General features: G+C 61.6%; 22 protein-coding genes and 2 tRNA genes. 13 read left to right on the plus strand and 11 right to left on the minus strand.

Going from position 1 to position 25,389, the window contains the following annotated elements; genetic code table 11:
- Positions 1-25: 25 nt before the first annotated feature.
- From hemH to ACEN84_RS05715, 3 genes are all read left to right on the plus strand, one after another.
- Complete coding sequence (gene hemH, locus ACEN84_RS05705; RefSeq protein ID WP_413710262.1) at positions 26-1,060, plus strand: ferrochelatase; 1,035 nt, start codon at positions 26-28, stop codon at positions 1,058-1,060.
- A gap of 102 nt (positions 1,061-1,162) precedes the next feature.
- Positions 1,163-2,173, plus strand: coding sequence for an SPFH domain-containing protein (locus ACEN84_RS05710; RefSeq protein WP_413710263.1), 1,011 nt, complete (start codon positions 1,163-1,165; stop codon positions 2,171-2,173).
- 3 nt (positions 2,174-2,176) lie between these two features.
- Entirely contained in the window at positions 2,177-2,632 is a 456-nt protein-coding gene (locus tag ACEN84_RS05715; RefSeq protein WP_203428033.1) for an NfeD family protein, read from the plus strand.
- Here ACEN84_RS05715 and ACEN84_RS05720 read toward each other — a convergent pair whose 3' ends face one another.
- Complete coding sequence (locus ACEN84_RS05720) at positions 2,633-3,628, minus strand: KpsF/GutQ family sugar-phosphate isomerase (RefSeq protein ID WP_112719949.1); 996 nt, start codon at positions 3,626-3,628, stop codon at positions 2,633-2,635. It lies immediately after the preceding gene.
- Positions 3,629-3,773: 145 nt separating this feature from the next.
- Between ACEN84_RS05720 and ACEN84_RS05725 the strand changes: the two genes are divergently transcribed.
- Complete coding sequence (locus ACEN84_RS05725) at positions 3,774-5,348, plus strand: outer membrane beta-barrel protein (RefSeq protein ID WP_413710264.1); 1,575 nt, start codon at positions 3,774-3,776, stop codon at positions 5,346-5,348.
- 3 nt (positions 5,349-5,351) lie between these two features.
- Here ACEN84_RS05725 and galU read toward each other — a convergent pair whose 3' ends face one another.
- Positions 5,352-6,239: a UTP--glucose-1-phosphate uridylyltransferase GalU gene (gene galU / locus ACEN84_RS05730; RefSeq protein WP_112719951.1), complete on the minus strand. Its 888-nt coding sequence runs from the start codon at positions 6,237-6,239 to the stop codon at positions 5,352-5,354.
- 200 nt (positions 6,240-6,439) lie between these two features.
- Here galU and ACEN84_RS05735 point away from each other — a divergent pair, with 200 nt between their 5' ends.
- Complete coding sequence (locus tag ACEN84_RS05735) at positions 6,440-7,663, plus strand: lytic murein transglycosylase (protein ID WP_112719952.1); 1,224 nt, start codon at positions 6,440-6,442, stop codon at positions 7,661-7,663.
- 82 nt (positions 7,664-7,745) lie between these two features.
- A complete protein-coding gene (locus ACEN84_RS05740; protein WP_413710265.1) occupies positions 7,746-8,951 on the plus strand; it encodes a DUF459 domain-containing protein in 1,206 nt (401 codons plus the stop codon).
- Positions 8,952-8,954: 3 nt separating this feature from the next.
- On the opposite strand, the gene ACEN84_RS05745 is transcribed toward ACEN84_RS05740, so the two are convergent.
- The 4 genes from ACEN84_RS05745 to ACEN84_RS05760 all read right to left on the minus strand — a co-directional run bounded on the left by ACEN84_RS05745 (position 8,955) and on the right by ACEN84_RS05760 (position 16,478).
- Entirely contained in the window at positions 8,955-9,479 is a 525-nt protein-coding gene (locus ACEN84_RS05745) for an N-acetyltransferase family protein (protein WP_413710266.1), read from the minus strand.
- A 59-nt stretch (positions 9,480-9,538) separates the two neighbouring features.
- Complete coding sequence (locus ACEN84_RS05750; RefSeq protein ID WP_413710267.1) at positions 9,539-10,993, minus strand: glutamate synthase subunit beta; 1,455 nt, start codon at positions 10,991-10,993, stop codon at positions 9,539-9,541.
- A 220-nt stretch (positions 10,994-11,213) separates the two neighbouring features.
- Positions 11,214-15,938, minus strand: coding sequence for a glutamate synthase large subunit (gltB, locus tag ACEN84_RS05755; protein ID WP_199629005.1), 4,725 nt, complete (start codon positions 15,936-15,938; stop codon positions 11,214-11,216).
- A gap of 357 nt (positions 15,939-16,295) precedes the next feature.
- Positions 16,296-16,478, minus strand: a complete 183-nt coding sequence (locus ACEN84_RS05760; RefSeq protein WP_148194694.1) for a hypothetical protein — start codon at positions 16,476-16,478, stop codon at positions 16,296-16,298.
- Between the two features lie 18 nt (positions 16,479-16,496).
- Here ACEN84_RS05760 and ACEN84_RS05765 point away from each other — a divergent pair, with 18 nt between their 5' ends.
- On the plus strand, positions 16,497-17,549 hold the full coding sequence (locus tag ACEN84_RS05765) for a threonine aldolase family protein (RefSeq protein ID WP_413710268.1): 1,053 nt from the start codon (positions 16,497-16,499) through the stop codon (positions 17,547-17,549).
- 7 nt (positions 17,550-17,556) lie between these two features.
- On the opposite strand, the gene ACEN84_RS05770 is transcribed toward ACEN84_RS05765, so the two are convergent.
- Positions 17,557-17,685, minus strand: a complete 129-nt coding sequence (locus ACEN84_RS05770; RefSeq protein ID WP_281438203.1) for a hypothetical protein — start codon at positions 17,683-17,685, stop codon at positions 17,557-17,559.
- Positions 17,686-17,892: 207 nt separating this feature from the next.
- Here ACEN84_RS05770 and ACEN84_RS05775 point away from each other — a divergent pair, with 207 nt between their 5' ends.
- Entirely contained in the window at positions 17,893-18,330 is a 438-nt protein-coding gene (locus ACEN84_RS05775) for a BA14K family protein (protein WP_199629003.1), read from the plus strand.
- Positions 18,331-18,366: 36 nt separating this feature from the next.
- Here the strand turns inward: ACEN84_RS05775 and ACEN84_RS05780 are convergent, their stop codons facing one another.
- A complete protein-coding gene (locus ACEN84_RS05780; RefSeq protein ID WP_112719958.1) occupies positions 18,367-19,224 on the minus strand; it encodes a LysR substrate-binding domain-containing protein in 858 nt (285 codons plus the stop codon).
- A gap of 92 nt (positions 19,225-19,316) precedes the next feature.
- On the opposite strand from ACEN84_RS05780, the gene ACEN84_RS05785 reads away from it, so the two are divergent.
- The gene (locus ACEN84_RS05785) at positions 19,317-20,321 is read left to right on the plus strand and encodes a bile acid:sodium symporter family protein (RefSeq protein WP_199629002.1); all 1,005 of its coding nucleotides are present in this window, start codon (positions 19,317-19,319) and stop codon (positions 20,319-20,321) included.
- Between the two features lie 80 nt (positions 20,322-20,401).
- Here ACEN84_RS05785 and ACEN84_RS05790 read toward each other — a convergent pair whose 3' ends face one another.
- Positions 20,402-20,869 (minus strand): Hsp20 family protein, encoded by a 468-nt coding sequence (locus ACEN84_RS05790; RefSeq protein ID WP_112719960.1) that lies wholly within the window; start codon positions 20,867-20,869, stop codon positions 20,402-20,404.
- Positions 20,870-21,289: 420 nt separating this feature from the next.
- Here ACEN84_RS05790 and ACEN84_RS05795 point away from each other — a divergent pair, with 420 nt between their 5' ends.
- Positions 21,290-22,264, plus strand: a complete 975-nt coding sequence (locus ACEN84_RS05795) for an alpha/beta fold hydrolase (RefSeq protein ID WP_112719964.1) — start codon at positions 21,290-21,292, stop codon at positions 22,262-22,264.
- Between the two features lie 12 nt (positions 22,265-22,276).
- On the opposite strand, the gene hisN is transcribed toward ACEN84_RS05795, so the two are convergent.
- Both hisN and ACEN84_RS05805 read right to left on the minus strand, forming a co-directional pair.
- A complete protein-coding gene (hisN, locus tag ACEN84_RS05800; protein WP_199629001.1) occupies positions 22,277-23,050 on the minus strand; it encodes a histidinol-phosphatase in 774 nt (257 codons plus the stop codon).
- Positions 23,051-23,297: 247 nt separating this feature from the next.
- Positions 23,298-24,179 carry an N-formylglutamate amidohydrolase gene (locus tag ACEN84_RS05805; protein WP_413710269.1) on the minus strand — a complete coding sequence of 294 codons (882 nt, stop codon included), beginning with the start codon at positions 24,177-24,179 and terminating at the stop codon, positions 23,298-23,300.
- Between the two features lie 188 nt (positions 24,180-24,367).
- Between ACEN84_RS05805 and cpdR1 the strand changes: the two genes are divergently transcribed.
- The 3 genes from cpdR1 to ACEN84_RS05820 all read left to right on the plus strand — a co-directional run bounded on the left by cpdR1 (position 24,368) and on the right by ACEN84_RS05820 (position 25,301).
- A complete protein-coding gene (cpdR1, locus tag ACEN84_RS05810) occupies positions 24,368-24,730 on the plus strand; it encodes a response regulator CpdR1 (protein WP_003542883.1) in 363 nt (120 codons plus the stop codon).
- A gap of 84 nt (positions 24,731-24,814) precedes the next feature.
- Positions 24,815-24,889: transfer RNA gene (locus tag ACEN84_RS05815), tRNA-Val, on the plus strand.
- A gap of 337 nt (positions 24,890-25,226) precedes the next feature.
- Positions 25,227-25,301 (plus strand) — tRNA-Val (locus tag ACEN84_RS05820).
- Positions 25,302-25,389: the final 88 nt, after the last annotated feature.

Genomic DNA, 25,389 nt, shown 5'->3' on the forward strand with positions numbered 1-25,389 from the left:
AGACATCATGAGCGTTGGGGCCAGTATGACTGCTGAAATTTCGAACCGCCCGGCGGACCATCCGCCCGTCAGCTTTGGCAAGGTGGGCGTGCTGCTCGTCAATCTCGGCACGCCCGATGGCACCGACTACAATTCGATGCGCCGCTATCTCCGGGAGTTCCTGACCGATAAGCGCGTCATCGAATGGTCGCCCTGGAAGTGGTACCCGATCCTCTTCGGCATCGTCCTCAACACCCGCCCCCAGAAAGTCGGCAAGGCCTATGAGACGATCTGGAACAGGGACAAGAACGAGAGCTACCTGCGCACCTACACCCGCAACCAGGCAGAACTGATGGCTGCGCGGCTGAAGGACCTGCCAAATGTCGTCGTCGACTGGGCGATGCGCTACGGCAACCCCTCCATCGCCTCGAAAATCGACAGCCTGAAGGCTGCGGGCTGCGACCGCATCGTGCTCTTCCCGCTCTATCCGCAATATGCGGCAGCGACGACGGCGACCGTCAACGACAAGGCCTTCCAGAAGCTGCTCACCATGCGCTGGCAGCCGGCGGTGCGCACCGTCCCTGAGTATCACGACGACGAGACCTATATCGAAGCGCTCGCCAACTCCGTGCAGCAGCACCTCGCGACCCTCGACTGGGAGCCGGACATGGTGCTCGCCTCCTTCCACGGCATCCCGATGTCGTACTTCAAGCAGGGCGATCCCTATTACTGCCAGTGCCAGAAGACCGGACGGCTGCTGCGCGAGCGCCTGGGCCTGCCGAAGGAAAAATTCATGGTCACCTTCCAGTCCCGCTTCGGGCCGGAAGAATGGCTCCAGCCCTATACCGACAAGACCGTCGAGAAGCTGGCGCAGGACGGCGTCAAGAAGATCGCCGTCCTCAACCCTGGCTTCGTTTCCGACTGTCTGGAAACGCTGGAAGAAATCGCCGAACAGGCGGCCCATTCCTTCCATGAGAATGGCGGCGAGAAATTCACCCATATCCCCTGTCTGAACGACAGCGAGGACGGCATGCGCGTGCTCGAAAAGGTGGTCCGCCGGGAGCTGCTCGGCTGGGTCTGATCCAGCCAGCGGCTTTTTGTTGCGGATCGTTGCAAATAACGGGATAAGTCTCCACGTTTGATGTGTGCCGGATTTTCCGGCAACAACCGGTGGAGGAATTTCATGGTCCTGGGCGGCTTCGACATCGTCGTCATCGCACTCGTCATCTTCGTCATCCTGGTGCTGTTCGCCGGCATCAAGACGGTGCCGCAGGGCTATCGCTACACGATCGAGCGTTTCGGCCGCTATACGCGCACGCTGGAGCCCGGCCTCAACCTGATCACACCCTTCATCGAGCGCGTCGGCGCGAAGATGAATGTGATGGAGCAGGTGCTGAATGTGCCGACCCAAGAAGTGATCACCAAGGACAACGCCTCGGTCTCCGCCGATGCCGTGTCCTTCTATCAGGTGCTGAACGCCGCGCAGGCCGCCTATCAGGTCTCGAATCTCGAAAACGCCATTCTCAACCTGACCATGACCAACATCCGCTCGGTCATGGGCTCGATGGACCTCGACGAACTGCTTTCGAACCGCGACGCCATCAACGACCGCCTGCTGCGCGTCGTCGACGAGGCCGTGCATCCCTGGGGCATCAAGGTCACCCGCGTCGAGATCAAGGACATCCCGCCGCCCCGCGACCTCGTCGATGCCATGGCCCGCCAGATGAAGGCCGAGCGCGAGAAGCGCGCCCAGGTTCTCGAAGCGGAAGGCTCGCGAAACGCCCAGATCCTGCGCGCCGAAGGCGCCAAGCAGTCGGCCATCCTGCAGGCCGAGGGACAGCGCGAGGCAGCCTTCCGCAACGCCGAAGCCCGCGAGCGCCTGGCCGAAGCCGAAGCCAAGGCAACGAAGATGGTTTCCGAGGCGATCGCCGCCGGTGACGTCCAGGCGATCAACTACTTCGTGGCGCAGAAATACACCGAAGCGCTGACCTCCATCGGCTCGGCATCCAATTCCAAGGTCGTGCTGATGCCGATCGAGGCATCGTCGATTCTCGGCTCGCTGAGCGGCATCGGCGCCATCGCCAAGGAAGTCTTCGGCGACGGCAGCACCCCGCCTGCGCCGCAGCCGCCCCGGCAGGTAGCGCAGCGCAGCACGCCGCCCGTCAACCCCTTCAACCAGAACCCGGAGCGCTGACGCATGCTGGCACGCATCGTTGCAGAGCTCGGGCCCTGGACCTGGTGGGTAGCCGGCCTCGTGCTGCTGGCCGCCGAAATGATCGTGCCCGGCTTCTTCCTCGTCTGGATCGGGTTGGCGGCGCTTGCCGTCGGCATCCTGTCGCTGCTGCTCTGGGATGCCGGCTTCTGGGTCTGGGAAGTGCAGCTCATCCTGTTCGCGGCGCTCTCGGTCGCCGCGACCTTCATCGGCCGCCGCCTGACGCTGCGCCACGATGCGACCGACGAGCCCTTCCTCAATCAGCGCGGCGCGAGCCTGGTCGGGCGCACAGCCACGCTGGCGGAGCCGATCACTGAAGGCCGCGGCCGGATAAAGCTGGATGATACGATCTGGCAGGTGATGGGACCGGACCTGCCGGCCGGCACCCGCGTTAGGGTCGTCGCCAGCACCGGGCGCGACCTGACGGTGGAAGCCGCCTGATCAGGCGACGCCGATCCGCAAGAGATCGTGGAAATGGACGAGGCCGACGGGTCGGTTGTCGTCGTCGACGACGATCAGCGCGCCGATGTGATATTCCTCGAGCAAGGCAAGCGCAGCCGTCGCAAGCACCTTCGGCTTCACCACCTTCGGCGTCCGGGTCATGATGTCGTCGACGGCCAGTTCGGCAAGATTGCGCGACAGGTTGCGTGCCATATCGCCTTCGGTGACGATGCCGCAAAGCTTCCCGTCGCCGTCGAGAACGCCGACGCAGCCGAAATGCTTGCTCGACAGAACCTTGATCGCATCCTGCATCGGCGTACCCTCCGCCACCAGCGGCAGACGGTCACCCTTGTGCATGATGTCGGAGACGTGGGTCAGGCTCGCGCCCAGCTTGCCACCCGGATGGAAGACGTGGAAGTCGCGGGCCGTGAAGCCGCGCGCATCGAGCAACGCCATGGCGAGCGCATCGCCAATCGCCAGCTGCATCATCGCCGATGTCGTCGGCGCCAGACCGTGCGGACAAGCCTCCATCTCTTTCGGCAGCTTCAACACGATATCGGCCGCCTCGCCCAGAACGGACTTCTCATCGCAGGTAATGGCGATCAGCGGGATCGAGAAGCGGCGGGAGTAGTTCAGGATCGCCTTCAGTTCCGGCGCTTGGCCGCTCCAGGAAACCGCAATGATCGCGTCCTGATCACCGATCATACCGAGATCGCCATGGTTGGCCTCGGCGGCATGGACGAAGAAGGCAGGCGTGCCCGTTGAAGCGAATGTCGCCGCGAGCTTGACGCCGATATGGCCGCTCTTGCCAACGCCGGTTACCACGAGGCGCCCCTTGATGGCGCTGATCGTCTCGACGGCCTGACTGAAGGGTCCGGAGAGACCATCGTCGAGCGCCCGCTCAAGGGCTTCAAGGCCGCGCCGCTCGATGCTGATGGTCCGCCGCGCGGACTCCAGCACGCTGTTTTCGATCAGATTGACGACTTTTCTCATCATGTGCCTGCGTTACCGCTTTTCACTGTGGCTGTCCATCGTTGTCGCGCTCGCAAGCACAGGCCGCCTCGGTCGTCCTAAACGAATGATTAACTATGACACTTTACTTTCGGGTAACGAGTTGAAGCATGCCACACGCGGATTCTGAATGGGCAAGGAACGTGATACGAGCAGTTTGACGCCGCTCCGTGCGACGCGCTTTGCCGTGTCTGCCGTTCTTCTCACCGCAGCGCTGCCGCAGATCGCCTTCGCGCAGTCGGCGCAGACCTACGGCAGCGGCACATCCGCCTATCAATCATCGTCCCAATATTCTTCCGGCGGCAACGCCGGCGATCAGCAGGCGCAAACCGTTGATCTTGATGGCGACGGCGTCCCGGATCCCGGCCAGCCCGGCGTTCCCTCCCCCGATGGCACGGCGACCCAGACCGGCACCACGCAGCAGACCGGCACGGTATCCACCACGGCAAGCGGAGACCAGCAGCCGAGCGACGAAACAACCGGCTCGATCCTCGACGAGGACATCCGCCGCCTGAACACCCGCGAACCGGCGATCGATGAGCGCCGCCTGCCGCGCAAGGCCGACGATACGCTGACCGAGAAGGACACCGACGGCATCCGCGTCGGCACCTTCATCCTGCGCCCGTCGATCACCCAGTCGATCAATACCGAGACGACCAAGGATAACGGCATCAAGGAAAGCCGCGGCTTCCTGCAGACCGACGGCAATGCGACGCTGACCTCCGATTGGGGCCTGCATCAGCTGACAGTCACCAGCGAGGGCAGCTGGCAGCAGAACATCAGCGGCGAAGGCGAGGAACAGCCGTCCTTCCAGATCGATGGCGACCTGCGCCTCGATCTGCCCGAGGACACCACAGCCCATCTCAAGGGCGGCTACCGCTTCTACCGCGAAGACACCGACGATCCGAACGCCATCTCCGACGCCGACGAGCAGTCGAACGTCCAGGAATTCAGCACCGGCGCCTCGATCGAGCGTGACTTCGGCGTCTTGCGCGGCACGACGGAAATCGGTGTCGTCCGGACGATCTATTCCGACGTGACGCTGGCGAACGGCACGACTGTTTCCCTCAGCGACCGCGACCAGACCGCCGGGAATTTCCGCGCCCGCATCGGCTACGAGCTCTCCCCGGCGCTCATCCCCTTCATCGAAGGCACCGTCGGCAAGACCGTCTATGACGAGACGCGCGACAGTTCAGGCTATGCGCGCTCCGGCAACAGCTACGGCGCCAAGGCCGGTGTTCAGATCGATCTCGGCGAGAAATTGAAGGGCGAAGTCAGCGCCGGTTACGAGACGGCCAATTTCGATGACGACCGTCTGTCGTCGATCGATACGGCAACCGTCGATGCCAATATCGTCTGGTCGCCGCTGCGCGGCACCAATGTCGGCTTCGACCTGCAGACCAGCATTCAGCCTTCCACCACGCCGGGGCTGAGCGGTTACGTCTCGCATGCCCTGTCGACAACGATCACGCATCAGCTGCGCGACAATCTGCAGGCAACGGTTCTGGGTGGAGTGACGCTCCGCGACTATCCGGCCGGAGCGAGCAGCGATGAGACCGTTTACACGACGAGCGCCGGTCTGATCTGGAACATCAACCGCTATCTCGATCTGACGAGCACTGTCGGCTACGAGCTGACGACGCGGGATGAAGGCACCGACTCGCAGCAATGGCGAGCCGGTGTCGGTTTGCGGTTGAAGCGCTAGACCTCAGAGACCCTTCAGCAGAGCCTTGAAGCCTTCCTCGACGGTCGGGCGGATATCCGCACGGTCGAGCGCGAAGGCGACGTTGGCGAGGATGAAGCCATCCTTGGCGCCGCAGTCATAGGTCGTGCCGCGGAAGTGGTAGCCGGCGAAAGCCTGATCCTTCAGCAGCTTCAGCATGCCGTCGGTCAGCTGGATCTCGTTGCCGGCGCCGCGTTCCTGGGTTTCCAGGATCTTGAAGATCTCAGGCTGCAGGATGTAGCGGCCGTTGATGAAGAAGTTCGAGGGCGCCGTGCCCTTGGCAGGCTTTTCGACCATGCCGGTGATGCGGAAGCCGTCGCCGATCGCATCGCCAACGCCGACGATACCGTATTTGTGAGCCTGATCCGGAGCGCATTCCTCGACGGCGATGATGTTGCCGCCGCTCTGGCCGTAAAGGTCGATCATGCCCTTCATGCAGCCCTTGCCTTCAGCCTTCATGATCATGTCGGGGAGAAGCAGCGCGAAGGGCTCGTCGCCGACGATCTCACGGGCGCACCAGACGGCGTGGCCGAGACCAAGCGGTTCCTGCTGGCGGGTGAAGCTGACGGTGCCGGCCTTCGGCAGCTGCGCTTCGAGCAGCGTCATTTCGGCCTTCTTGCTGCGCTCGCGCAGCGTCTGCTCCAGTTCGAAATGGATATCGAAATAGTCTTCGATGATGTGCTTGTTGCGGCCGGTGACGAAAACGAAATGTTCGATACCGGCTTCCAGAGCCTCGTCGACCACGTACTGAATGATCGGTTTATCGACGACGGTCAGCATTTCCTTCGGAACGGCCTTCGTCGCTGGAAGGAACCGGGTTCCAAGACCTGCGACCGGGAATACCGCTTTACGAACTTTTTTCTGCTGCGTCACGTAGAACCTCCTGGGGGGTTTATCGCTTTGAACTCAAGCTATTTGGGGTGAATTAAGCTAAATTCGCTACTGTTTTACAAATGATGACGGGAAGACGTTGTCATGGTAAAGAATTTGTTGACTTCCTTCCGGTAGTCTCCGGTCCGGACGGAATGCCCCTCCGCCGCACTTGTAACAGAGATGACGGATACGGACTGCCGATGACCAAAAATCACAAATACTCCCTTCGTGGTCTTGCCCTCGCCCTCGTTGTGACCGCGTCCGCCGGTTTGGCACCCCATAACGCGGCTGCCGACCAGCGGTTCCAGAAGTGGATCGCGGATTTTTATCAAACTGCCGCGCAAAATGGCATCAGCAAGGCAACCTATCGGAAAGCCTTCTCCGGTGTGAGCGAACCCGACCCTACAGTCCTTGAAAAGGCGGCCTTTCAGCCGGAATTCACAACCAAGATTTGGGACTATGTGGATTCCCGCGTGAACCCCTACACGGTCGAGATCGGCCGCAAAATGGCCGCAAAGCACGCCTCGACTCTGAACGCCATCGAGCGCCATTTCGGCGTCGACAAGACGATCATCCTGGCGATCTGGTCGATGGAATCGAACTACGGCGCCGTTCTCGAAAAGGACGATCGCCTGCATTACGTGCCGCGCGCACTTGCGACGCTGGCCTATGCCGACGAGCGCCGGGCGAAATTCGCCAAGAAGCAGCTGATCGCAGCCCTCAAGATTCTGCAGAACGGCGACATCTCCGCCGATGGCATGACCGGCTCCTGGGCCGGCGCCATGGGCCACACGCAGTTCATTCCGACCAGCTACCTGCTCTACGCGGTCGATGCCGACGGCAACGGCCACCGCGACATCTGGAATTCGGTTCCCGATGCGCTCGCCACCTCCGCCAACCTGCTTGCCAAGAACGGCTGGCAGACCGGCAAGACCTGGGGCTACGAGGTGAGCGTTCCGGCGTCCGCCGCCAAGCAGGCGGGCAAGACGCACACGCTGGCCCAGTGGGCGGCGATGGGGCTGACGCGTCCGAACGGCAAGAGCTTCAAGGACGCCGGCACCAAGGCGATCCTGAAGATGCCGGGCGGCGCTGGTGGCCCTGGCTTCCTGATGACCTCCAACTTCTTCACCATCAAGAAGTACAACGCCTCCGACAGCTACGCGCTTGCCGTTGGCCTGCTCGCCGACGAGATCGCCGGCTATGGCGGCATGAAGCAGCGCTGGCCGCGGCCGGACGGCACGCTCGATGTGAAGGAAAAGTTCGAGCTGCAGACGCGCCTGAAGACGCTCGGCTATTACAACGGCGAAGTGGACGGCAATTTCGGCTCCGGCTCGAAAGCCGCCATCTCGGCCGTGCAGGAGCGCCTGGGGATGCAGGCCGACGGCGAGCCCTCGCTTCCGCTGCTCAACGCGCTGCGCCGCTAGACGGTAAGATTTCGCGACATAAATCCTATCCGGAGTGGACGCTCGCGCCCACTCCATGCGAAAATGCCGCGAGATGCGGGACATGACCATGCGACCACAGGGCAACAAGCGTAAATCCGGCTGGCGGACGGCGACGATCGCGCTGTTGGCCCTGTCTTTCGGCGTAACCGCGCCCGTTCATTTTGCCGATGCGCAGGAGCGCTACGAGCGCCGCTCGATTCTCGATTTCTTCTTCGGCCGCCGCACCTATGTCGACGACTATCCGCCGCCGCCGGATGTGGAGCGCCCCCGCCCGCAGCGCAAGCGCCCTCCGGCCAAGCCGAAGGCGGTAACATCCGCGCCGAAGCCCGCACCTGTCGTTCCGCAAGAGGAGACGGTCCAGAAGCTCGAAAACGCCCAGAAGATCCTGATCGTCGGCGACTTCCTGGCCAGCGGCCTCGGCGATGGCATGACCGATGCGTTCAAGACCTCGCCGGGCGTCGTCATCGATGCGCGCGGGAACGTCTCCTCCGGCCTGGTGCGCGACGATTATTACAATTGGCCCGAGCAACTCCTGAAGATGATGGACGAGGTGAAGCCCGCCATCGTCGTCGTCATGATCGGCGCCAACGACCGCCAGCAGATGGCGATTAACGGCGACAAGGAGAAATTCCGCACCGAGGCCTGGTACGCCGAATATCAAAAGCGCGTGCTGAATTTCGGCAAGGAAGTGACCAACCGCAAGATCCCGCTGCTCTGGGTCGGCCTGCCCGCCTTCGGCTCCGATTCGATGACCTCGGACGCAGTGCAGATGAACCAGCTCTACCGCAAGCAGGTGGAAAGCGTCGGCGGCGAGTTCGTCGACATCTGGGACGGCTTCGTCGACGAAGGCGGCCAGTTCATCGTCACCGGTTCCGATATCAACGGTCAGCAGGTGCGCCTGCGCACCTCCGACGGCATCAACCTGACGCAGGCCGGCCGCCGCAAGGTCGCCTTCTATGTCGAAAAGCCCGCCCGCCGCATCCTCGGCACGCAGGCGAGCCCGGACCTCGTGCGCCTCGACACCAGCAACCTGCCGAGCCTCGGCCTGCCGGAGCCGAACGTGCCGCATACGCAGCCGATCAGTCTCTCCGATCCCAACCTCGACGGCGGCTCCGAACTGCTCGGCGCCAAGGCACCGCCGGTCTCGCTCACCAAGTCGCCGCGCGACCTGCTGGTGCAGGACGGCATGGTCGAAGAGGCTCCCGCCGGGCGCGTCGACGACTACCGCCTTCCGGCCAAGGAACCGAAGCAGGTTTCGGCGAAGTAACGGCTAACCGGCAGAGCGGATGTAGATGAAATTCTCGTGCTGCTCTCCCTCGAACTCGAAATAGGTCGAGCCGCCCCGCCGAAGCCCCTGCTTCTCATAAAAACGGATTGCCGGCAGGTTCTGATGGTTGACCCCAAGCCAGGCATGACGCTTGCCGTGCGCTGACAGCACGCGGTCAGCCTCTTCCAGGAGCTTCGCGCCAAGACCCTTTCCTAGAAAATGCTCCTGCACATAGAGCGTGACGATCTCGGTATCGATATCAGGCTCATCAGGGCATGGCGCCTCGAAATCCAGCCGCAGATAGCCGACGAGATGGCCTTCGCTTTCGCAGAGGATGAAATATTGCGGATCCGAGGCGATCTGCCGCCGGAAATTTTCCTCGGTGAACTGCTGGAGAACGTAGTCCGCGATCGCCCGGCGAATACCGGTCTTGGCATAGGTATGCAGCCAGACCTGGATCGCCAGAGCCGCAACGTTGGCGGCGTCCTCAGGCACGGCTTTTCGAAACGAGAAGGTCATGGCGGACATAAATAAGCCGCCTGCGATTTCTCGCAAGCGGCTTGTCTGCAACCGGACAGACCGGCAGATCAGCGCGGCAGAACCGTCGAGCCCATCAGCGCTTCGTCGATGGCGCGGGCGGCTTGGCGGCCTTCGCGGATCGCCCAGACGACCAGCGACTGACCGCGGCGCACGTCGCCGGCGGTCCAGAGCTTGTCGACCGAGGTCTTATAGTCGCTGTCGTTGGCAACGACGTTGGTCGAACCGCGGCGATCGGTATTCAGTGTCAGCTTGCCTTCGAGATCCTTCAGCACGCTATCGGTGAACGGGCCGCGGAAGCCGATGGCGATGAAGGCGAGATCGGCCTTGATGATGAACTCCGTGCCGGGAACCGGCTTGCGGCGCTCGTCGACTTCGCAGCACTTGACGCCGGTGAGCTGGCCGTCTTCGCCGATGAACTCCAGCGTCGCGACCTGAAACTCGCGTACGGCGCCTTCGGCCTGCGAGGAGGAGGTACGCATCTTCGTGGCCCAGAACGGCCAGACGGCGAGCTTGTCTTCCTTCTCCGGCGGCTGCGGGCGGATGTCGAGCTGGGTGACCTTCACGGCGCCCTGACGGAAAGCCGTGCCGACGCAGTCCGACGCGGTATCGCCACCACCGACGACGACGACGTGCTTGGCACCGGCGAGGATCGGATCTGCCTGCCAGCCGACGCTGTCGATATTTTCGCGGCCGACGCGCTTGTTCTGCTGCACGAGGTAAGGCATCGCATCGTGAACGCCGGCGAAATCCGTGCCCGGAATGCCTGCCTCACGCGGCGTTTCCGAACCGCCGCAATAAAGAACGGCGTCGTAATCGGCGAGCAGCTGCTCCATCTTCACATCGACGCCGACATTGACGCCACAGTGGAAGGTCACGCCTTCGCCCTTCATCTGCTCGACGCGGCGATCGATGAAGTTCTTCTCCATCTTGAAGTCAGGAATACCGTAGCGCAGCAGGCCGCCGGGCTTCGACTCGCGCTCGTAGAGGTGAACCTCGTGACCGGCGCGGCCGAGCTGCTGGGCAGCCGCCATGCCGGCAGGACCGGAGCCGATGATCGCAACCTTCTTGCCGGTATGAACCGTCGCCGGCTGCGGCCGGATGAAGCCGAGCTCATAGGCCTTGTCGGCAATCGCCTGTTCGACCGTCTTGATCGCGACCGGCGTATCTTCGAGGTTCAGCGTGCAGGCTTCCTCGCAGGGCGCCGGGCAGACGCGGCCGGTGAACTCCGGGAAGTTGTTGGTGGAATGCAGGTTCTGGATCGCTGCTTCCCAGTTGTTGTTGTAGACGAGGTCGTTCCAGTCAGGGATCTGGTTATGCACCGGGCAGCCGGTCGGACCGTGGCAATAGGGGATGCCACAGTCCATGCAGCGGGCAGCCTGCTTCTGCACTTCCGGGTCCGACATCGGGATCGTGAATTCGCGGAAATGCCGGATACGATCGGACGCCGGCTGATACTTCGCAACCTGCCGGTCGATTTCCAGAAAGCCTGTAACCTTACCCATATTTTCGTCCCTTACACTCATGACCGCCTCGCCTGCGGCCAGTTGTCCATCATCAGCCTCAACTTCGGAGGCAGGTTGCTTCTTTCGACCGTCATCAGCACTTATCCCCTGAGATCCATCCGCGCGGACCAGCAGCAGGATGCTGCCGCCGATCGGCGCGGGTCATTTGAAGATAGTCCGGTCATCCGCCATGCACCGGCACGGCGGACTTCTCTGCAAGTTATTCGGCAGCAATCCCCATCCGGGCGCGCTCCATTTCCTCAAGCGCACGGCGGTACTCGACCGGCATGACCTTGCGGAATTTCGGGCGGTAGTCGGCCCAGGCGTCCAGGATCTGCTTGGCGCGGGTGGAGCCCGTGTAGTGCAGATGGTTGGAGATCAGCTGGTAGAGGCGCTCCTCGTCGTGACGCGTCATGTCGCCGGAGACGTCGACACGTCCCTTGTGCGCCAGATCGCCGCCGTGATGATGCAGCTTCTCCATCATGTCGTCCTCTTCCGGAACCGGCTCGAGTTCGACCATGGCCATGTTGCAGCGCTTGGCGAAGTCGCCGCTCTCGTCGAGAACGTAGGCCACACCGCCGGACATGCCAGCCGCGAAGTTGCGGCCCGTTGCGCCGAGCACGACGACCACGCCGCCCGTCATGTATTCGCAGCCGTGATCGCCCACGCCTTCGACGACAGCGATGGCGCCGGAGTTACGAACCGCGAAGCGCTCGCCCGCGACACCGCGGAAGTAGCACTCGCCTTCGGTCGCGCCGTAGAGAACGGTGTTGCCAACGATGATCGAGTCTTCGGCGACGATCTTCGAATTCTCAGGCGGACGAACGATGATCTTGCCGCCCGAGAGACCCTTGCCGACATAGTCGTTGCCGTCGCCGATCAGGTTGAAGGTGACGCCGCGGGCAAGGAACGCGCCGAAGCTCTGGCCAGCCGTACCCTTGAGGGTAACGTTGATCGTGTCTTCCTTCAGACCACGGTGATTGTAGCGCTTGGCCACCTCACCCGACAGCATGGCACCGGCCGAACGGTCGACATTCTTGATGTCGACTTCGAAGGCAACCGGGGTCTTCGACGTAAGAGCCGGCTGCGCCTGCTCGATCATCTTGCGGTCGAGAATGTCGTCGATCGGATGCTTCTGGCGGGTCGTCCAGTAGGTCGCTTCTTTCTCAGCCTCGACCTTGTGGAAGATGCGGCTGAAATCGAGACCCTTGGCCTTCCAGTGCGCCAGCATTTCGTCCTTCTCGAGCAGCTCCGAAGCGCCGATGATGTCATCGAGCTTGGTGAAGCCGAGCGAGGCCAGGATTTCGCGCACTTCGTTGGCGACGAAGAAGAAGTAGTTGATGACGTGCTCTGCCGTCCCCTTGAAGCGCTTGCGCAGGACCGGATCCTGCGTCGCGACACCCACCGGACAGGTGTTCAGGTGGCACTTGCGCATCATGATGCAGCCCGCCGCGATCAGCGGAGCCGTCGCAAAGCCGAATTCGTCAGCACCGAGCAGCGCCCCGATGATGACGTCGCGGCCGGTCTTCAGACCGCCATCGACCTGCAGCGCGATGCGCGAACGAAGGCCGTTCAGCACCAGCGTCTGCTGCGTCTCGGCAAGGCCGATTTCCCAGGGCGAACCGGCATGCTTCAGCGACGTCAGCGGCGATGCGCCGGTACCGCCGTCGAAGCCGGAGACCGTGATATGGTCGGCGCGCGCCTTGGCAACGCCGGCGGCAACCGTGCCGACGCCGACTTCCGAAACGAGCTTGACCGAGACGTCAGACGTCGGGTTGACGTTCTTCAGGTCGTAGATCAGCTGCGCCAGATCTTCGATCGAGTAGATGTCGTGGTGCGGCGGCGGCGAAATCAGGCCGACGCCCGGAGTGGAGTGACGGGTCTTGGCGACGGTCGCATCGACCTTGTGGCCGGGCAGCTGACCGCCTTCGCCGGGCTTGGCGCCCTGCGCGACCTTGATCTGCAGCATGTCGGCATTGACGAGATATTCGGTGGTCACACCAAAGCGTCCCGACGCGATCTGCTTGATCGCCGAGCGTTCCGGGTTGGACGAACCATCCGGCAGCGGCATGTAGCGGTCGCTCTCTTCGCCGCCTTCGCCGGTGTTCGACTTGCCGCCGATCCTGTTCATGGCGATTGCCAGCGTCGTATGCGCCTCACGGCTGATCGAGCCGAAGGACATGGCGCCCGTCGAGAAGCGCTTGACGATATCGGCAGCAGCCTCGACCTCGTCGATGGAGACCGGCTTGCGGCCGAGCTGCTCGGCGCTCTTGATGTTGAAGAGGCCGCGGATCGTGTTCATCCGCAGCGCCGAGGTGTTCACCATCTCGGCGAATTCACGGTAGCGGTCCTCGGCATTGCCGCGAACGGCGTGCTGCAGGGTCGCAACGGCATCCGGCGTCCAGGCATGGCTTTCGCCGCGCATGCGGTAGGCATATTCGCCGCCGATATCGAGGGTCGTGGCGAGCAGCGGATCCTTGCCGAAAGCCGAGTTGTGGCGGGCAACGGTTTCCTCGGCGATCGCCGCGAGATCGACGCCTTCGATCATCGTCGCAGTACCGAAGAAATACTTGTCGACCAGTTCCTGCTGCAGGCCGATCGCATCGAAGATCTGCGCGCCGCAATAGGACTGATAGGTCGAAATGCCCATCTTGGACATGACCTTCAGGATGCCCTTACCGACAGCCTTGATATAGCGGTAGACGACTTCCGAGGCATCGACTTCCTTCGGGAACTCGCCCTTGGCATGCATGTCGAGCAGCGTGTCGAAGGCGAGATACGGGTTGATCGCTTCGGCGCCGTAGCCGGCCAGCAGGCAGAAGTGATGCACTTCGCGTGGTTCGCCGGTTTCGACGACGATGCCGACGGACGTGCGCAGACCCTTGCGGATCAGGTGATGGTGGACGGCAGCGGTCGCCAGCAGCGCCGGGATGGCGATACGGTCCGGGCCGAGCTGACGGTCCGAGAGAACGATGATGTTGTAGCCGCCCTTGACCGCAGCTTCGGCGCGCTCACAGAGGCGATCGAGCATCTCGGGCATGCCTTCGGCGCCGCGCTCGACGTCATAGGTGAAGTCGAGCGTCTTGGTGTCGAAGCGGTCTTCGGTGTGACCGATGGAGCGGATCTTTTCGAGATCGCCATTGGTCAGGATCGGCTGGCGCACTTCCAGGCGCTTGGCATTCGCCATGCCGGTATGGTCGAGCAGGTTCGGACGCGGGCCGATGAACGACACGAGGCTCATGACCAGCTCTTCGCGGATCGGATCGATCGGCGGGTTGGTGACCTGCGCGAAGTTTTGCTTGAAATAGGTGTAGAGCAGCTTCGACTTCTCGGACATCGCCGAGATCGGCGTATCCGTGCCCATCGAGCCGACGGCTTCCTGGCCCGTCGTCGCCATCGGCGACATCAGGATGCGGGTGTCTTCGGTCGTGTAGCCGAAGGCCTGCTGGCGGTTCAAGAGCGACACGTCGCGGCGAAGCGCGCGGGGTTCCACCGGCTTCAGGTCTTCGAGGATGAGCTGGGTACGGTCGAGCCAGCTGCGATAGGGATGCTTGGTCGCAAGCTCGGACTTCACCTCTTCGTCCGAGATGATGCGGCCCTTTTCCATGTCGATCAGCAGCATTTTGCCCGGCTGCAGGCGCCACTTCTGGACGATATCCTCTTCGGCAACCGGCAGCGTGCCAGCTTCGGAGGCGAGGATGATGCGGTCGTCGTTGGTGACGAGATAGCGGGCCGGACGCAGGCCGTTACGGTCGAGCGTCGCGCCGATCTGCTTGCCGTCGGTGAAGGCAACGGCCGCCGGGCCATCCCACGGCTCCATCAGAGCGGCGTGATACTCGTAGAATGCCTTGCGTTCGGCAGCCATCGACTGGTTGCCGGCCCAGGCTTCCGGGATCAGCATCATCACGGCGTGCGCCATGGAATAACCGCCGCGCACGAGGAACTCGAGCGCGTTGTCGAAACAGGCCGTATCCGACTGACCCTCATAGGAGATCGGCCAGAGCTTGGAGATATCCTCACCGAAGAGCGGCGAGGAAACCGAAGCCTGACGCGCCGCCATCCAGTTGACGTTGCCGCGCAGCGTGTTGATTTCGCCGTTGTGGGCGACCATGCGGTACGGATGCGCCAGCTTCCAGGACGGGAAGGTGTTGGTCGAGAAGCGCTGGTGCACGAGGGCGACCGCGGATTCGAAGCGCGGGTCCGCCAGGTCCTTGTAGTAGTCACCGACCTGATAGGCCAGGAACATGCCCTTGTAGACGACGGTCGCCGATGACAGTGACACCGGATAGAAGTTGCTCTCCTCGCCGTCGAACTCGTCATAGATACGGTTGGAGATCACCTTGCGGAGCGTGAAGAGGCGGCGCTCGAACTCGTCGTTGGTCGCGGCATCCTTACCAGCGCCGATGAAGACCTGAACGTGATGCGGCTCGGTGGCGGCGATCTCGGGCGCCTTGGAGAGCGAGGAGTTATCGACGGGCACATCGCGGAAGCCGAGGAAGACCTGGCCTTCTTCGACGATGACGTCCTTGATGACCTTCTTGAAATGCTCGATCTGCTTCTCGTCGCGCGGCATGAAGATATGGCCCATGCCATACTCGCCGAACTTCGGCAGGGTAATGCCCTGCTTCGCCATCTCCTCGCGGAAGAAGCGGTCGGGGATCTGCACGAGAATGCCGGCGCCATCGCCCATCAGCGGATCGGCGCCGACGGCACCGCGATGCGTCAGGTTCTCGAGAATGAAGAGACCGTCCTTGACGATCTGATGCGACTTCTGGCCCTTCATATGGGCAACGAAGCCGACGCCGCAGGCATCATGCTCGTTGCGCGGATCGTAGAGGCCCTGCTTGGCAGGCAGACCGGAAGCGAATTTGCGCGTTTTGGCCGTTGCGCGCGCATCGGCTGCAGCAATCTGGTCAAAACTCGTGGATGGCGTCTTCTTCGTCATCGTCTTCGCTCCTGTCAAAGCCCGCGGGGACTGCGGGCGGCCTTTCGTCATGCACCGTCCCCGATCTTAGGTTCGGCGCGTGACAGCGCTGTTGCATTGTGAAGATCCGGCCGCATGCGTCCGCCAAAAGCGATCCGCCGCGCTCCGCGCCTGCCAGCCGCCTCCGCTTGGGCCGATTGCCCGCGCTCCTGGCGACTATAACGTGAAAGCCTGAAAACGTCAGGACTCTCGGCGCCTCTTCGGCCATAAAGGCCAAAATAGGACAGCAACCCTGCCCTAATTCACTAGTTCTATGACAGAAGGCTGGGGCGCCCGCAAGACCATCAAATTAAAAAAACATGAACTTCCGAATGAAAATTACAATCTGTATTTTTGGTACGCAATAAAATTACACAGTTTTGCATTATTTTGTTTGTTGATTGCCGAAATCAGATTTCGTGATGGATCGGCCAGCGGCCCCTTGTCGCTCACTGCAATGGCGCCTTGATCGCTCACCGCAATGGCGTAATGTCCCTGCCGGGATTTGCCCCGCCTTTTCATTTGATAAACGGTTTCCTCATGTTCTTCGCATCCGATAACTGGGCCGGCGCTCACGAAGCCATTGCCCAGCGCCTGCTTTCCGCTTCCACCGGCTTTGCCGCCGCCTATGGCAACAGCGACCTCGACAAAAAGGTCCAGGCCCGCTTTTCCGAAGTCTTCGAGCGCGATGTCGCCGTGTTCTTCGTCTCGACCGGCACAGCTGCCAATTCGCTGTCGCTTGCCAGCGTCCAGCGCCCCGGCGGCATCACCTTCTGCCATTCGGAAGCCCATGTGATCGAAGATGAATGCGGCGCCCCGGAGTTCTTTTCCAACGCCTCGCGCCTCGTTGCCGTCAGCGGCGAGTTCGGAAAGATCGATCCCGCGCAACTTTCGGCAAAGATCGCCGGTTACCCTGAGGACGCCGTGCATCACGGCCGCGCCAGCGCCGTCACCATCACCCAGGCGACCGAGATCGGCACCGTCTATTCGCTGCCGGAGATCGGCGAGATTTCCTCGATCGCCAGGAAGCGCAATCTGCCGCTCCATATGGATGGCGCCCGTTTTGCCAATGCGCTCGTGGCGCTTGGCGCCACACCCGCCGACATGACCTGGAAGCGCGGCGTCGACATTCTCTCTTTCGGCGGCACCAAGAACGGCTGCTGGTGTGCGGAGGCAATCGTCTTCTTCGATCCGGATCAGGCAAAGGAAATGCCGTTCATCCGCAAGCGCGCCGCCCAGCTCTTCTCCAAGTCGCGCTTCATTGCCGCGCAGTTCGATGCCTATTTTGAGGAAGAGCTCTGGCTTGGCCTCGCCCGCCATTCGAATGGGATGGCCGATCACCTGCGCGCCGGCATCGGCGCCAGCAACTCTGCCCGCCTTGCCTGGCCGACGGCATCGAACGAGGTCTTCGCGGTGATCACCAAGAGTGCTGCAAAGACGGCCGAAAGCCGCGGCGCGAAATTTTATGAATGGCCGATCCCGGTTTCCATGCCGGAACTTGTTGGCGACAACGAAACGCTGATCCGCCTGGTGACCAGCTTCGCGACGACGGAAGCCGATGTCGACGGCTTCCTGAAATGCCTGGCGGCATAAGACAGCATCAATTCTGATGCCCGAAGACGGCGGATTGGGGCGCTCCCTGATCCGCCTTTTCTGCTTCGTGGCCGATCACCACGATCATCATCACGCAGGCAACCAGCCCGGATATGAACACTGCACCATAAATCATCGGTCCGTTCTCCCTTGCCCCGAACGACGACCTTTACCTGGTGCTAAATTACGAACCGAAATCTGACCAAACGCCTAAGCGACAGGGTTGAGACCTGCTTAAAATAGTAAGCAGGGCGTTAACTTTTGCGTGAAGATACAAACAAAAGCAAAGTGTTGCGGAACTTTACCCTCGCCTCAGGACTTTACAGGCGAAAGGTGAAAAATCATGAAAAAGCTCGCAATCGTACTCGTCTCGCTTGTAACCGGTTTTACAGGCATCGCCCCCGCTCAGGCCTTCCCGGTCATGGCAATCCAGAGGCCCGACATCACATCGCCCGGCATTGCCTCGGATGTACAACAGGTCCGCGACCGCCGCTGGATCCGCCATGGGTGGCACGGCAACAACAGGCGCTACTACAACAACCGCTACTATCGCGGCCGCTACTACCATCACCACCACCACAACAATGCCGGTGCGATCATCGGCGGTCTCGCAGCAGGCGCGATCATCGGTGGTGCGCTGAGCGCTGCCACGCAGCCGCGCTACTACGGCGGCAACTCGCATACCCGCTGGTGCTACAGCCGCTATCGCTCCTACAGGGCATCGGACAACACGTTCCAGCCCTATAACGGTCCCCGCCAGCAGTGCGTCGGCCCCTATTGATTGAAGAGAAGCCCCGCTCCGGCGGGGTTTTTCTTGTCAGCCGCCGGAGCGAAGGCTGCGAACCTTCCCGAGAATATCGTCCGACAGAGCAGACACCAGCGCCCGGTCCGCCCCCTTACGCGGCACCAGCACGAATTCCACATCTTCGAGAACAGGCAACCGCCCGGGCGCGATCTCCTTTAATCCCGCCGGCGCCATGCTGCGCGGCTGAACCAGCACGCCCATCCCGGCGCGGGCCGCCGCCGTCAGGCCGCTCAGGCTGCCGCAGGTGCAGACGATCCGCCAGGCCACCTGCGTCCGCCCCAGCGCCTCCAGCGCGATGCTGCGCGTGACACTCGGCGCCGGAAAGGCGATCAGCGGCAGTGGACTCTGCTGCAGAACATGCTCGGGATCGCGCGCCAGCCAGATCAGCGGCTCGCGATAGACGAGCTTGCCGCGCGCATCGCCGAGCCTGCGCTTGGCGAGAACCAGATCGATCTCGCCATTGTCCTGCATCTCATAGAGCGCACCCGAGAGCGCGACGGTCAGCTCGAGATCGACAGACGGATGCGAGCGCACGAAATCTTCAAGCACGGCCGGCAGCTGGCTGGTCACGAAATCCTCGGAAACGCCGAGCCGCAGCTTGCCGCGCAGGCTGTTTCCCCGAAACAGCGACTGCACCTGCCCCTCGATTGAAAGCATCGCGCGGGCATGCGACAGCAACGCCTCGCCATCGCCTGTAAGCACCACCTTATGCGTATCGCGGGCGAGGAGCTTCCGGCCGACCGAGCTTTCAAGTCGTTGAATATGCTGGCTGACGGTCGATTGTCCAAGCCCGAGCCGCTCCGCCGCAAGGGTAAAGCTGCCCATCTGCTCGACGGCGACGAAACTGCGCAATTGGGTCAGATCAAGCATGACGATCCCATTTCGTGATAACTGTTATTCCTTGCATCCTGAATCATAATGGATGACAAGACAATGAACTTGTTATTGCCCGGGACCACGCCATGCGCCGCTTTCTGCCAGATACTTTCACGATCCTGCTCGTCTGCACGGTCATTCTTGCATCGTTCTTTCCAGCCGACGGCGCCTTTGCGGATTACTTCAGCGTCGCGACGGATCTGGCGATCGCCCTTCTCTTCTTCCTGCACGGCGCCCGCCTGTCGCGCGATGTGGTGATCGCCGGCGTGCTGCACTGGCGCCTGCATCTGGCGATCCTGCTGACGACCTTCGCGCTCTTCCCGCTGCTTGGCCTCGCAATCGGCTTCATTCCCGACTCGATCCTGCCGCAACCGCTCTATCTTGGCATCCTCTTCCTCTGCGTCCTGCCCTCGACCGTGCAGTCGTCGATCGCCTTTACCTCGATGGCCGGCGGCAACGTTCCGGCAGCCATCTGCTCGGCCTCGGCATCGAATATCTTCGGCATGTTCCTGACGCCGCTGCTCGTCGGTCTGCTCTTCTCGGTCGGCGGCCATGGCGGCTTTTCCTGGGATGCGCTCGAACAGATCATGCTGCAGCTGCTTCTGCCCTTCGTGCTCGGCCAGGTGCTGCAGCCCTGGATCGGCGACTGGATCCGCTCCAAGAAGAAGATCCTGATGCCCGTCGACCGCGGCTCGATCCTGATGGTCGTCTACGCAGCCTTCAGCAAGGCGGTTATCGAGGGCCTCTGGCACCAGTTCTCGATCGGCGACATCGCCGCCGTCATCATCGTCGATATGCTGCTGCTCGGTTTCGTGCTGCTCTTCACCATGTTCGGCAGCCGCCTGCTCGGCTTCAACAAGGCCGACGAGATCACCATCACCTTCTGCGGCTCCAAGAAGAGCCTGGCGAGCGGCGTGCCGATGGCAAACGTCATCTTCGTCGGCCAGCCGATCGGCGCCATCGTTCTGCCGCTCATGCTGTTCCACCAGATCCAGCTGATGGCCTGCGCCGTCATCGCCCAGAAATATGCAGCCGCCGCCAAGAAGCGGGCGACTGCCAAGGAAATCGAACAGGCCGCAAGCCCGGCCTGATCCCCTTAGATATAGCGCAATAAAAAAGCGGCGCTCCAACGGAGCGCCGCCTGCCTTTTCCTATTCCTGGGAGGAATTGGTTAGCTGTTGACCTGAGCCTCGATCGCCTTCGGCGCGCTCACCGGCTCGGCGGCAATCGCGATCTTGCGGGGCTTCATGGCCTCGGGAATGCTGCGAAGAAGGTCGATATGCAGGAGACCGTTCTTCAGCGAAGCGGCGGTGACCTCGACATGGTCGGCCAGCTGGAAGCGGCGCTCGAAAGTGCGCTTGGCGATGCCGCGATAGAGGAATTCGCTGCCTTCGGCATTGTCTTCGCTCTTTTCACCCTTGACGTTCAGAGCGTGAGCCTGGGCTTCGATCGAGATCTCGGTTTCGTCGAAACCGGCGACGGCCATGGTGATACGGTAGGTGTTCTCACCGGTGCGCTCGATATTGTAGGGCGGATAGGTCTGGCCCTGATCCGGCTGAGCGAGGCTGTCGAGCATCGTGAAGAGACGGTCGAAACCGACGGTGGAACGGTAGAGGGGAGAGAAATCGACGTGACGCATAGTGTCCTCCTTGGGAAGCGACGAGTTGCGATAAAGATGCCCCTGAAACCCCATATTCGGCAGCTTCGGGACGGTTTCGCAGGCCCTTCCGGCGCCTGCAGAATTCAGATGGTGATGGTTTTTGGCGAGTTCAAGCCCCGCCGTTAACACCCGTGAACCACGCATGAACGCCTGGTTCGGCATGCGTTCAGCCGCACTGCCTTAGGAATTGGATCGTCGGGTGATCAAACTGGCCCGATGGCTGAAGTGCATCGTCCCTTCTTCTTCAGTCCGATTATGGACCGGCGCCGGGCATCCCTCTCGCCCCGCCGGTCTCTTTTTTCTCCACTGCTCTTGGCGGGTGGCGATCTTTAAGAGTTGATTTCACGCCCTCGTGCATTATCCCCTAGACTGGAAGCTCAGCGAACGATGGCAATGCTCATGGATCAGGTTCTCATCTCGACACCAGACAATCCGGCGCCCGACAACCGGACCGAAGGCTATTTCGAGACGTTCGACGGTCAGAAGCTGCGCTATGCCGTCTTTCGCTCCAACGCCTCCGTTGCCAAGGGCACCGTCGTCCTGCTGCAGGGGCGCAACGAATATATCGAGAAATATTTCGAGACGATCCGCGACCTGACCGCCCGGGGTCTCTGGGTCGCCACCTTCGATCTGCGCGGCCAGGGCGGCTCGCCGCGCCTCGTCAAGAAGCGCCAGCATGGCCATGTCCGCCGCTTTTCAGATTACGAGCGCGATCTCGATATCTTCCTCGAGAAGGTCGTGCTGCCCGATACCCGCCTGCCCTTCTATATCCTGGCGCATTCGACTGGCGCGCTGATCGCCCTTTCCGCCGCCCCCTATCTCGCCACCCGTATCGAGCGCATGGTGCTTTCGGCGCCATTCATCGGCCTGATCGGCCAAGCGGCCTCCGCCTCGACGATCAGGAGACTGGCATCGACCGCCTGCGCCATCGGGCTCGGCTCCATGCCGCTGACCGGCAAGCTGCGCGAACCAGAATTCCGCGACAATCCACTGACCTCGGATGAGGTGCGCTTCGAGCGCAACGTTTCGATGATGCGCGACCATCCCGAGCTGACGCTCGGGCCGCCGACGGCCCGCTGGCTGGTCGAATCCTTCAAGACGATCGACAAGGTGATGACGCCGAACCACCTGTTCTCGATCACCATCCCGACGGTGGTGATCGCCCCCACCCGCGATGGCGTCGTGCCCTATATCGCCCAGGAGCGGCTGTCGCGCTATTTCCGCGCCGGCCAGCTGGTGCCGATCAACGGCGCCCGTCACGAGATCTTCCAGGAGCGTGACGCCTATCGCGCCGCCGCGCTCGCCGCCTTCCACGCCTTCATCCCCGGCAGCGATGCCGAGGCTGAGCAGGAGGTCGAAGGAATCGGCGTCTGACGCCCGCGCCCTTTAGCGCTGCAGAATGGCAATCGCCTGCTCATAAACGGCGCGGCTGCCGGCAGCGATGATCGAACCGCCATTTTCCGGCCGTCCGCCATCCCATGTCGTCATGATCCCGCCGGCCTTCTCGATGACCGGGATGATGCCGCCGACATCATAGGGCTTCAGGCTGTTTTCGATCACCAGATCGATATGGCCGGCCGCGAGCAGCGCATAGGCGTAGCAATCGCAGCCGTAACGGAAGAGCCGTACCTGGCTTTCGATCTCGCGATACTTGTCCATCTCGCTGCCGGTAAAGAGATGCGGCGAGGTGGTGAACAGGATGGCGTTGGAAAGGCTGCCGCAATCGCGCACCTGAAGCCGCCGCTCGCCCTCGGGACCCGTATAGATCGCGCCGTTCTCGTCGGCGAAATAGCGCTCGCCGGTGAACGGCTGCTCGATCATCCCCATGACGGCCCGGCCGTTCTTCTGCAGGCCGATCAGCGTGCCCCAGACCGGAACGCCCGAAATGAAGGCGCGAGTGCCGTCGATCGGATCGATCACCCAGACATATTCGCGATCCAGACCGACGCTGCCATGCTCTTCGCCAAGAATACCATGCTCGGGATAATGCTCCTCGATCAGCCGGCGGATCGCGACTTCTGCCGCCTGATCACCCTCGGTGACCGGGTCGAAGCCGCTGGCGAGCTTGTTGACGACGCTGAGGCCGGAGCGGAAACGCGGCAAAGTCTCAGCCTTGGCGGCTTCCGCCAGGCGATTGAAGAACGAGCGGTCGGGGAGCATGGCGGATCCGTTTTTAGCCTCGGGAATGGCGCTTTTCATAGCGAAACTGCGTTAAAATGCAAACACTTCAGGCAATCGCTCTTTATCTGCCTAAATATTTCGCACTGCAATATTTTGCTTGACTATTGTGCAATGCAATAGTAGCTTCTTCTTACAGTCTTCTGACTGTAAATACCCTCCTTGGGTGTTTCCTCCCTAGACTTAGCCGCGCTGCAGAGCGCGGTTTTTTTTGACCTGGAGGAAGGAATTATTCTGCGGCAAGCGCCGTATCGTCGGCGAAACGCTGCACATAATCGGCCATCTGCCGCATGAAGCTGGTCACCGCATTGGCAATGACGGGGAAATCGGCCCGCTTCTCCAGCGTCACCTCATCGACATAGATCGAACGGTTGACTTCGATCTGCAGCGCATGCAGCCCGCGCGAGGGGCGGCCGTAATGCTCGGTGATGAAGCCGCCGGCATAGGGCTTGTTGCGGATGGCGTTGAAGCCCATTTCTTCGAAAATGCTGATCGCAGTGCGCGACAGCTCCGCCGAGGCCGACGTCCCGTAGCGGTCGCCGATAATGAAATCTGGCCGCTGGTTGCTGCCCGCGATGCGAATGTTGCCCGGCATCGAGTGGCAGTCGATCAGCACGCCGAAGCCGAACTGGACATGCGTGCGGGCAATCAGCCGCCGCAGCGCCGCATGGTAGGGCTTATAGACGCTCTCGACGCGGTAGAGCCCCTCCTGGACCGGGATCCGGTGAGAGTAGATCTCCATGTTCTCGGCAACGATGCGCGGGATCGTCCCGAGACCGCCGGCAACCCGCAGCGAATTGACGTTGGCATAGGACGGCAGCATGCCGTCGAACATTCGCGGATCGAGTTCGTACGGTTCACGGTTAACGTCGAGATAGGCGCGCGGGAAGTTTGCAAACAGCAGCGGCGCACCGAGCATGCTCGCCGCCGAGAACAGCTCTTCGACATAATGATCCTCCGAGCGGCGGATCGAAATGCCCTGCAAACGCGACTGAGCGATAAATTCCGGTGGATAAATACGGCCGCTATGGGGGGAATTGTAAACGAAGGGAATGGTCTGCGACACGGGCTCACGTATCTCAAAAAGCTCGTATTCGCGGATTTCCGGCACCTTCTGCCCTCTTAACCATGTCGTTCGAGGCTGACTTGGCCTATGTTGCCAGTTGCCCGGCCTCAAGTCCATACTATGTACAGGGGATGACAGCCTTGGGCCGTCACTTCACCGGTTGTTTACTGGGGAAGGACTAGTGTAATGGCTGGAGCCTTCCATAAAAATTCATCTCACCAGCGGTCTGGATAATGACTCAGAAGATACTGCTTGCAGAAGACGACAATGACATGCGCCGCTTCCTTGTGAAGGCGCTCGAAAAGGCCGGCTACAAGGTTCTGTCCTACGACAACGGCGCAAGCGCCTACGACCGGCTCCGCGAAGAACCCTTTTCCCTCCTCCTGACCGATATCGTCATGCCTGAAATGGACGGCATCGAGCTGGCGCGCCGCGCCACCGAACTCGATCCGGACCTGAAGGTCATGTTCATCACCGGTTTCGCAGCCGTCGCGCTGAACCCCGATTCGAAGGCACCGAAGGACGCCAAGGTCCTCTCCAAGCCCTTCCACCTCCGCGACCTGGTCGATGAAGTGAATAAAATGCTTGCCGCATAAGGCTTCCAGGCGTCGCGTCACAAAACTTCAAAAAAGCCTATTGACGGCCCCAAAGGTTTTGTGATCTATGCGCCGCCATCGGATGGGCGTGTAGCTCAGCGGGAGAGCACTACGTTGACATCGTAGGGGTCACAGGTTCAATCCCTGTCACGCCCACCATCCGAAATCTCCACAAAGTCAAAGACTTAGAGAAGCGGTTCGCAAAGCGAAGAACGGTTCGCTTTGTCGCGCGGAGAAGCCTGCCGCACGGCAAGGCTTGGCGATGGCAGCGATCGCCGCTCAGTTTCGCGGCCTCACGGCAGCAAGCTCCGCGGCCCTTCCTCGGCTCCTCAGAACGTTCGATATCGCGCATTTCAGCGTGCCAGGCACAATACCGGGCTCGATCCACAAATTCGATCGCGCCGCATCACATAAGCGCTTGCCAAGGCGCCAAAGGCTCGCTATCAAGCGCGCCGTTAAGGGCATGAATTCGCGACGGATTTATTGCCCATCGGATGGGCGTGTAGCTCAGCGGGAGAGCACTACGTTGACATCGTAGGGGTCACAGGTTCAATCCCTGTCACGCCCACCATCCGATCTCACATCATCGACAATTCGCCTCGACGTCACGCGATGATCGCCGGTTAGCGCCGCGAATCGAAATCTATCTCCCAAAAAGA

The organism is Rhizobium sp. Rhizsp82, from assembly GCF_047325115.1.
Lineage (GTDB): Bacteria > Pseudomonadota > Alphaproteobacteria > Rhizobiales > Rhizobiaceae > Rhizobium.

Coding starts and splice junctions, on each gene's coding strand:
- hemH (WP_413710262.1), top strand. CDS start 26: ATGACTGCTGAAATTTCGAACCGCCCGGCGGACCATCCGCCCGTCAGC.
- ACEN84_RS05710 (WP_413710263.1), top strand. CDS start 1,163: ATGGTCCTGGGCGGCTTCGACATCGTCGTCATCGCACTCGTCATCTTC.
- ACEN84_RS05715 (WP_203428033.1), top strand. CDS start 2,177: ATGCTGGCACGCATCGTTGCAGAGCTCGGGCCCTGGACCTGGTGGGTA.
- ACEN84_RS05720 (WP_112719949.1), bottom strand. CDS start 3,628: ATGATGAGAAAAGTCGTCAATCTGATCGAAAACAGCGTGCTGGAGTCC.
- ACEN84_RS05725 (WP_413710264.1), top strand. CDS start 3,774: ATGGGCAAGGAACGTGATACGAGCAGTTTGACGCCGCTCCGTGCGACG.
- ACEN84_RS05735 (WP_112719952.1), top strand. CDS start 6,440: ATGACCAAAAATCACAAATACTCCCTTCGTGGTCTTGCCCTCGCCCTC.
- ACEN84_RS05740 (WP_413710265.1), top strand. CDS start 7,746: ATGACCATGCGACCACAGGGCAACAAGCGTAAATCCGGCTGGCGGACG.
- ACEN84_RS05745 (WP_413710266.1), bottom strand. CDS start 9,479: ATGTCCGCCATGACCTTCTCGTTTCGAAAAGCCGTGCCTGAGGACGCC.
- ACEN84_RS05750 (WP_413710267.1), bottom strand. CDS start 10,993: ATGGGTAAGGTTACAGGCTTTCTGGAAATCGACCGGCAGGTTGCGAAG.
- gltB (WP_199629005.1), bottom strand. CDS start 15,938: ATGACGAAGAAGACGCCATCCACGAGTTTTGACCAGATTGCTGCAGCC.
- ACEN84_RS05760 (WP_148194694.1), bottom strand. CDS start 16,478: ATGAAAAGGCGGGGCAAATCCCGGCAGGGACATTACGCCATTGCGGTG.
- ACEN84_RS05765 (WP_413710268.1), top strand. CDS start 16,497: ATGTTCTTCGCATCCGATAACTGGGCCGGCGCTCACGAAGCCATTGCC.
- ACEN84_RS05770 (WP_281438203.1), bottom strand. CDS start 17,685: ATGATTTATGGTGCAGTGTTCATATCCGGGCTGGTTGCCTGCGTGATG.
- ACEN84_RS05775 (WP_199629003.1), top strand. CDS start 17,893: ATGAAAAAGCTCGCAATCGTACTCGTCTCGCTTGTAACCGGTTTTACA.
- ACEN84_RS05780 (WP_112719958.1), bottom strand. CDS start 19,224: ATGCTTGATCTGACCCAATTGCGCAGTTTCGTCGCCGTCGAGCAGATG.
- ACEN84_RS05785 (WP_199629002.1), top strand. CDS start 19,317: ATGCGCCGCTTTCTGCCAGATACTTTCACGATCCTGCTCGTCTGCACG.
- ACEN84_RS05790 (WP_112719960.1), bottom strand. CDS start 20,869: ATGCGTCACGTCGATTTCTCTCCCCTCTACCGTTCCACCGTCGGTTTC.
- ACEN84_RS05795 (WP_112719964.1), top strand. CDS start 21,290: ATGGATCAGGTTCTCATCTCGACACCAGACAATCCGGCGCCCGACAAC.
- hisN (WP_199629001.1), bottom strand. CDS start 23,050: ATGCTCCCCGACCGCTCGTTCTTCAATCGCCTGGCGGAAGCCGCCAAG.
- cpdR1 (WP_003542883.1), top strand. CDS start 24,368: ATGACTCAGAAGATACTGCTTGCAGAAGACGACAATGACATGCGCCGC.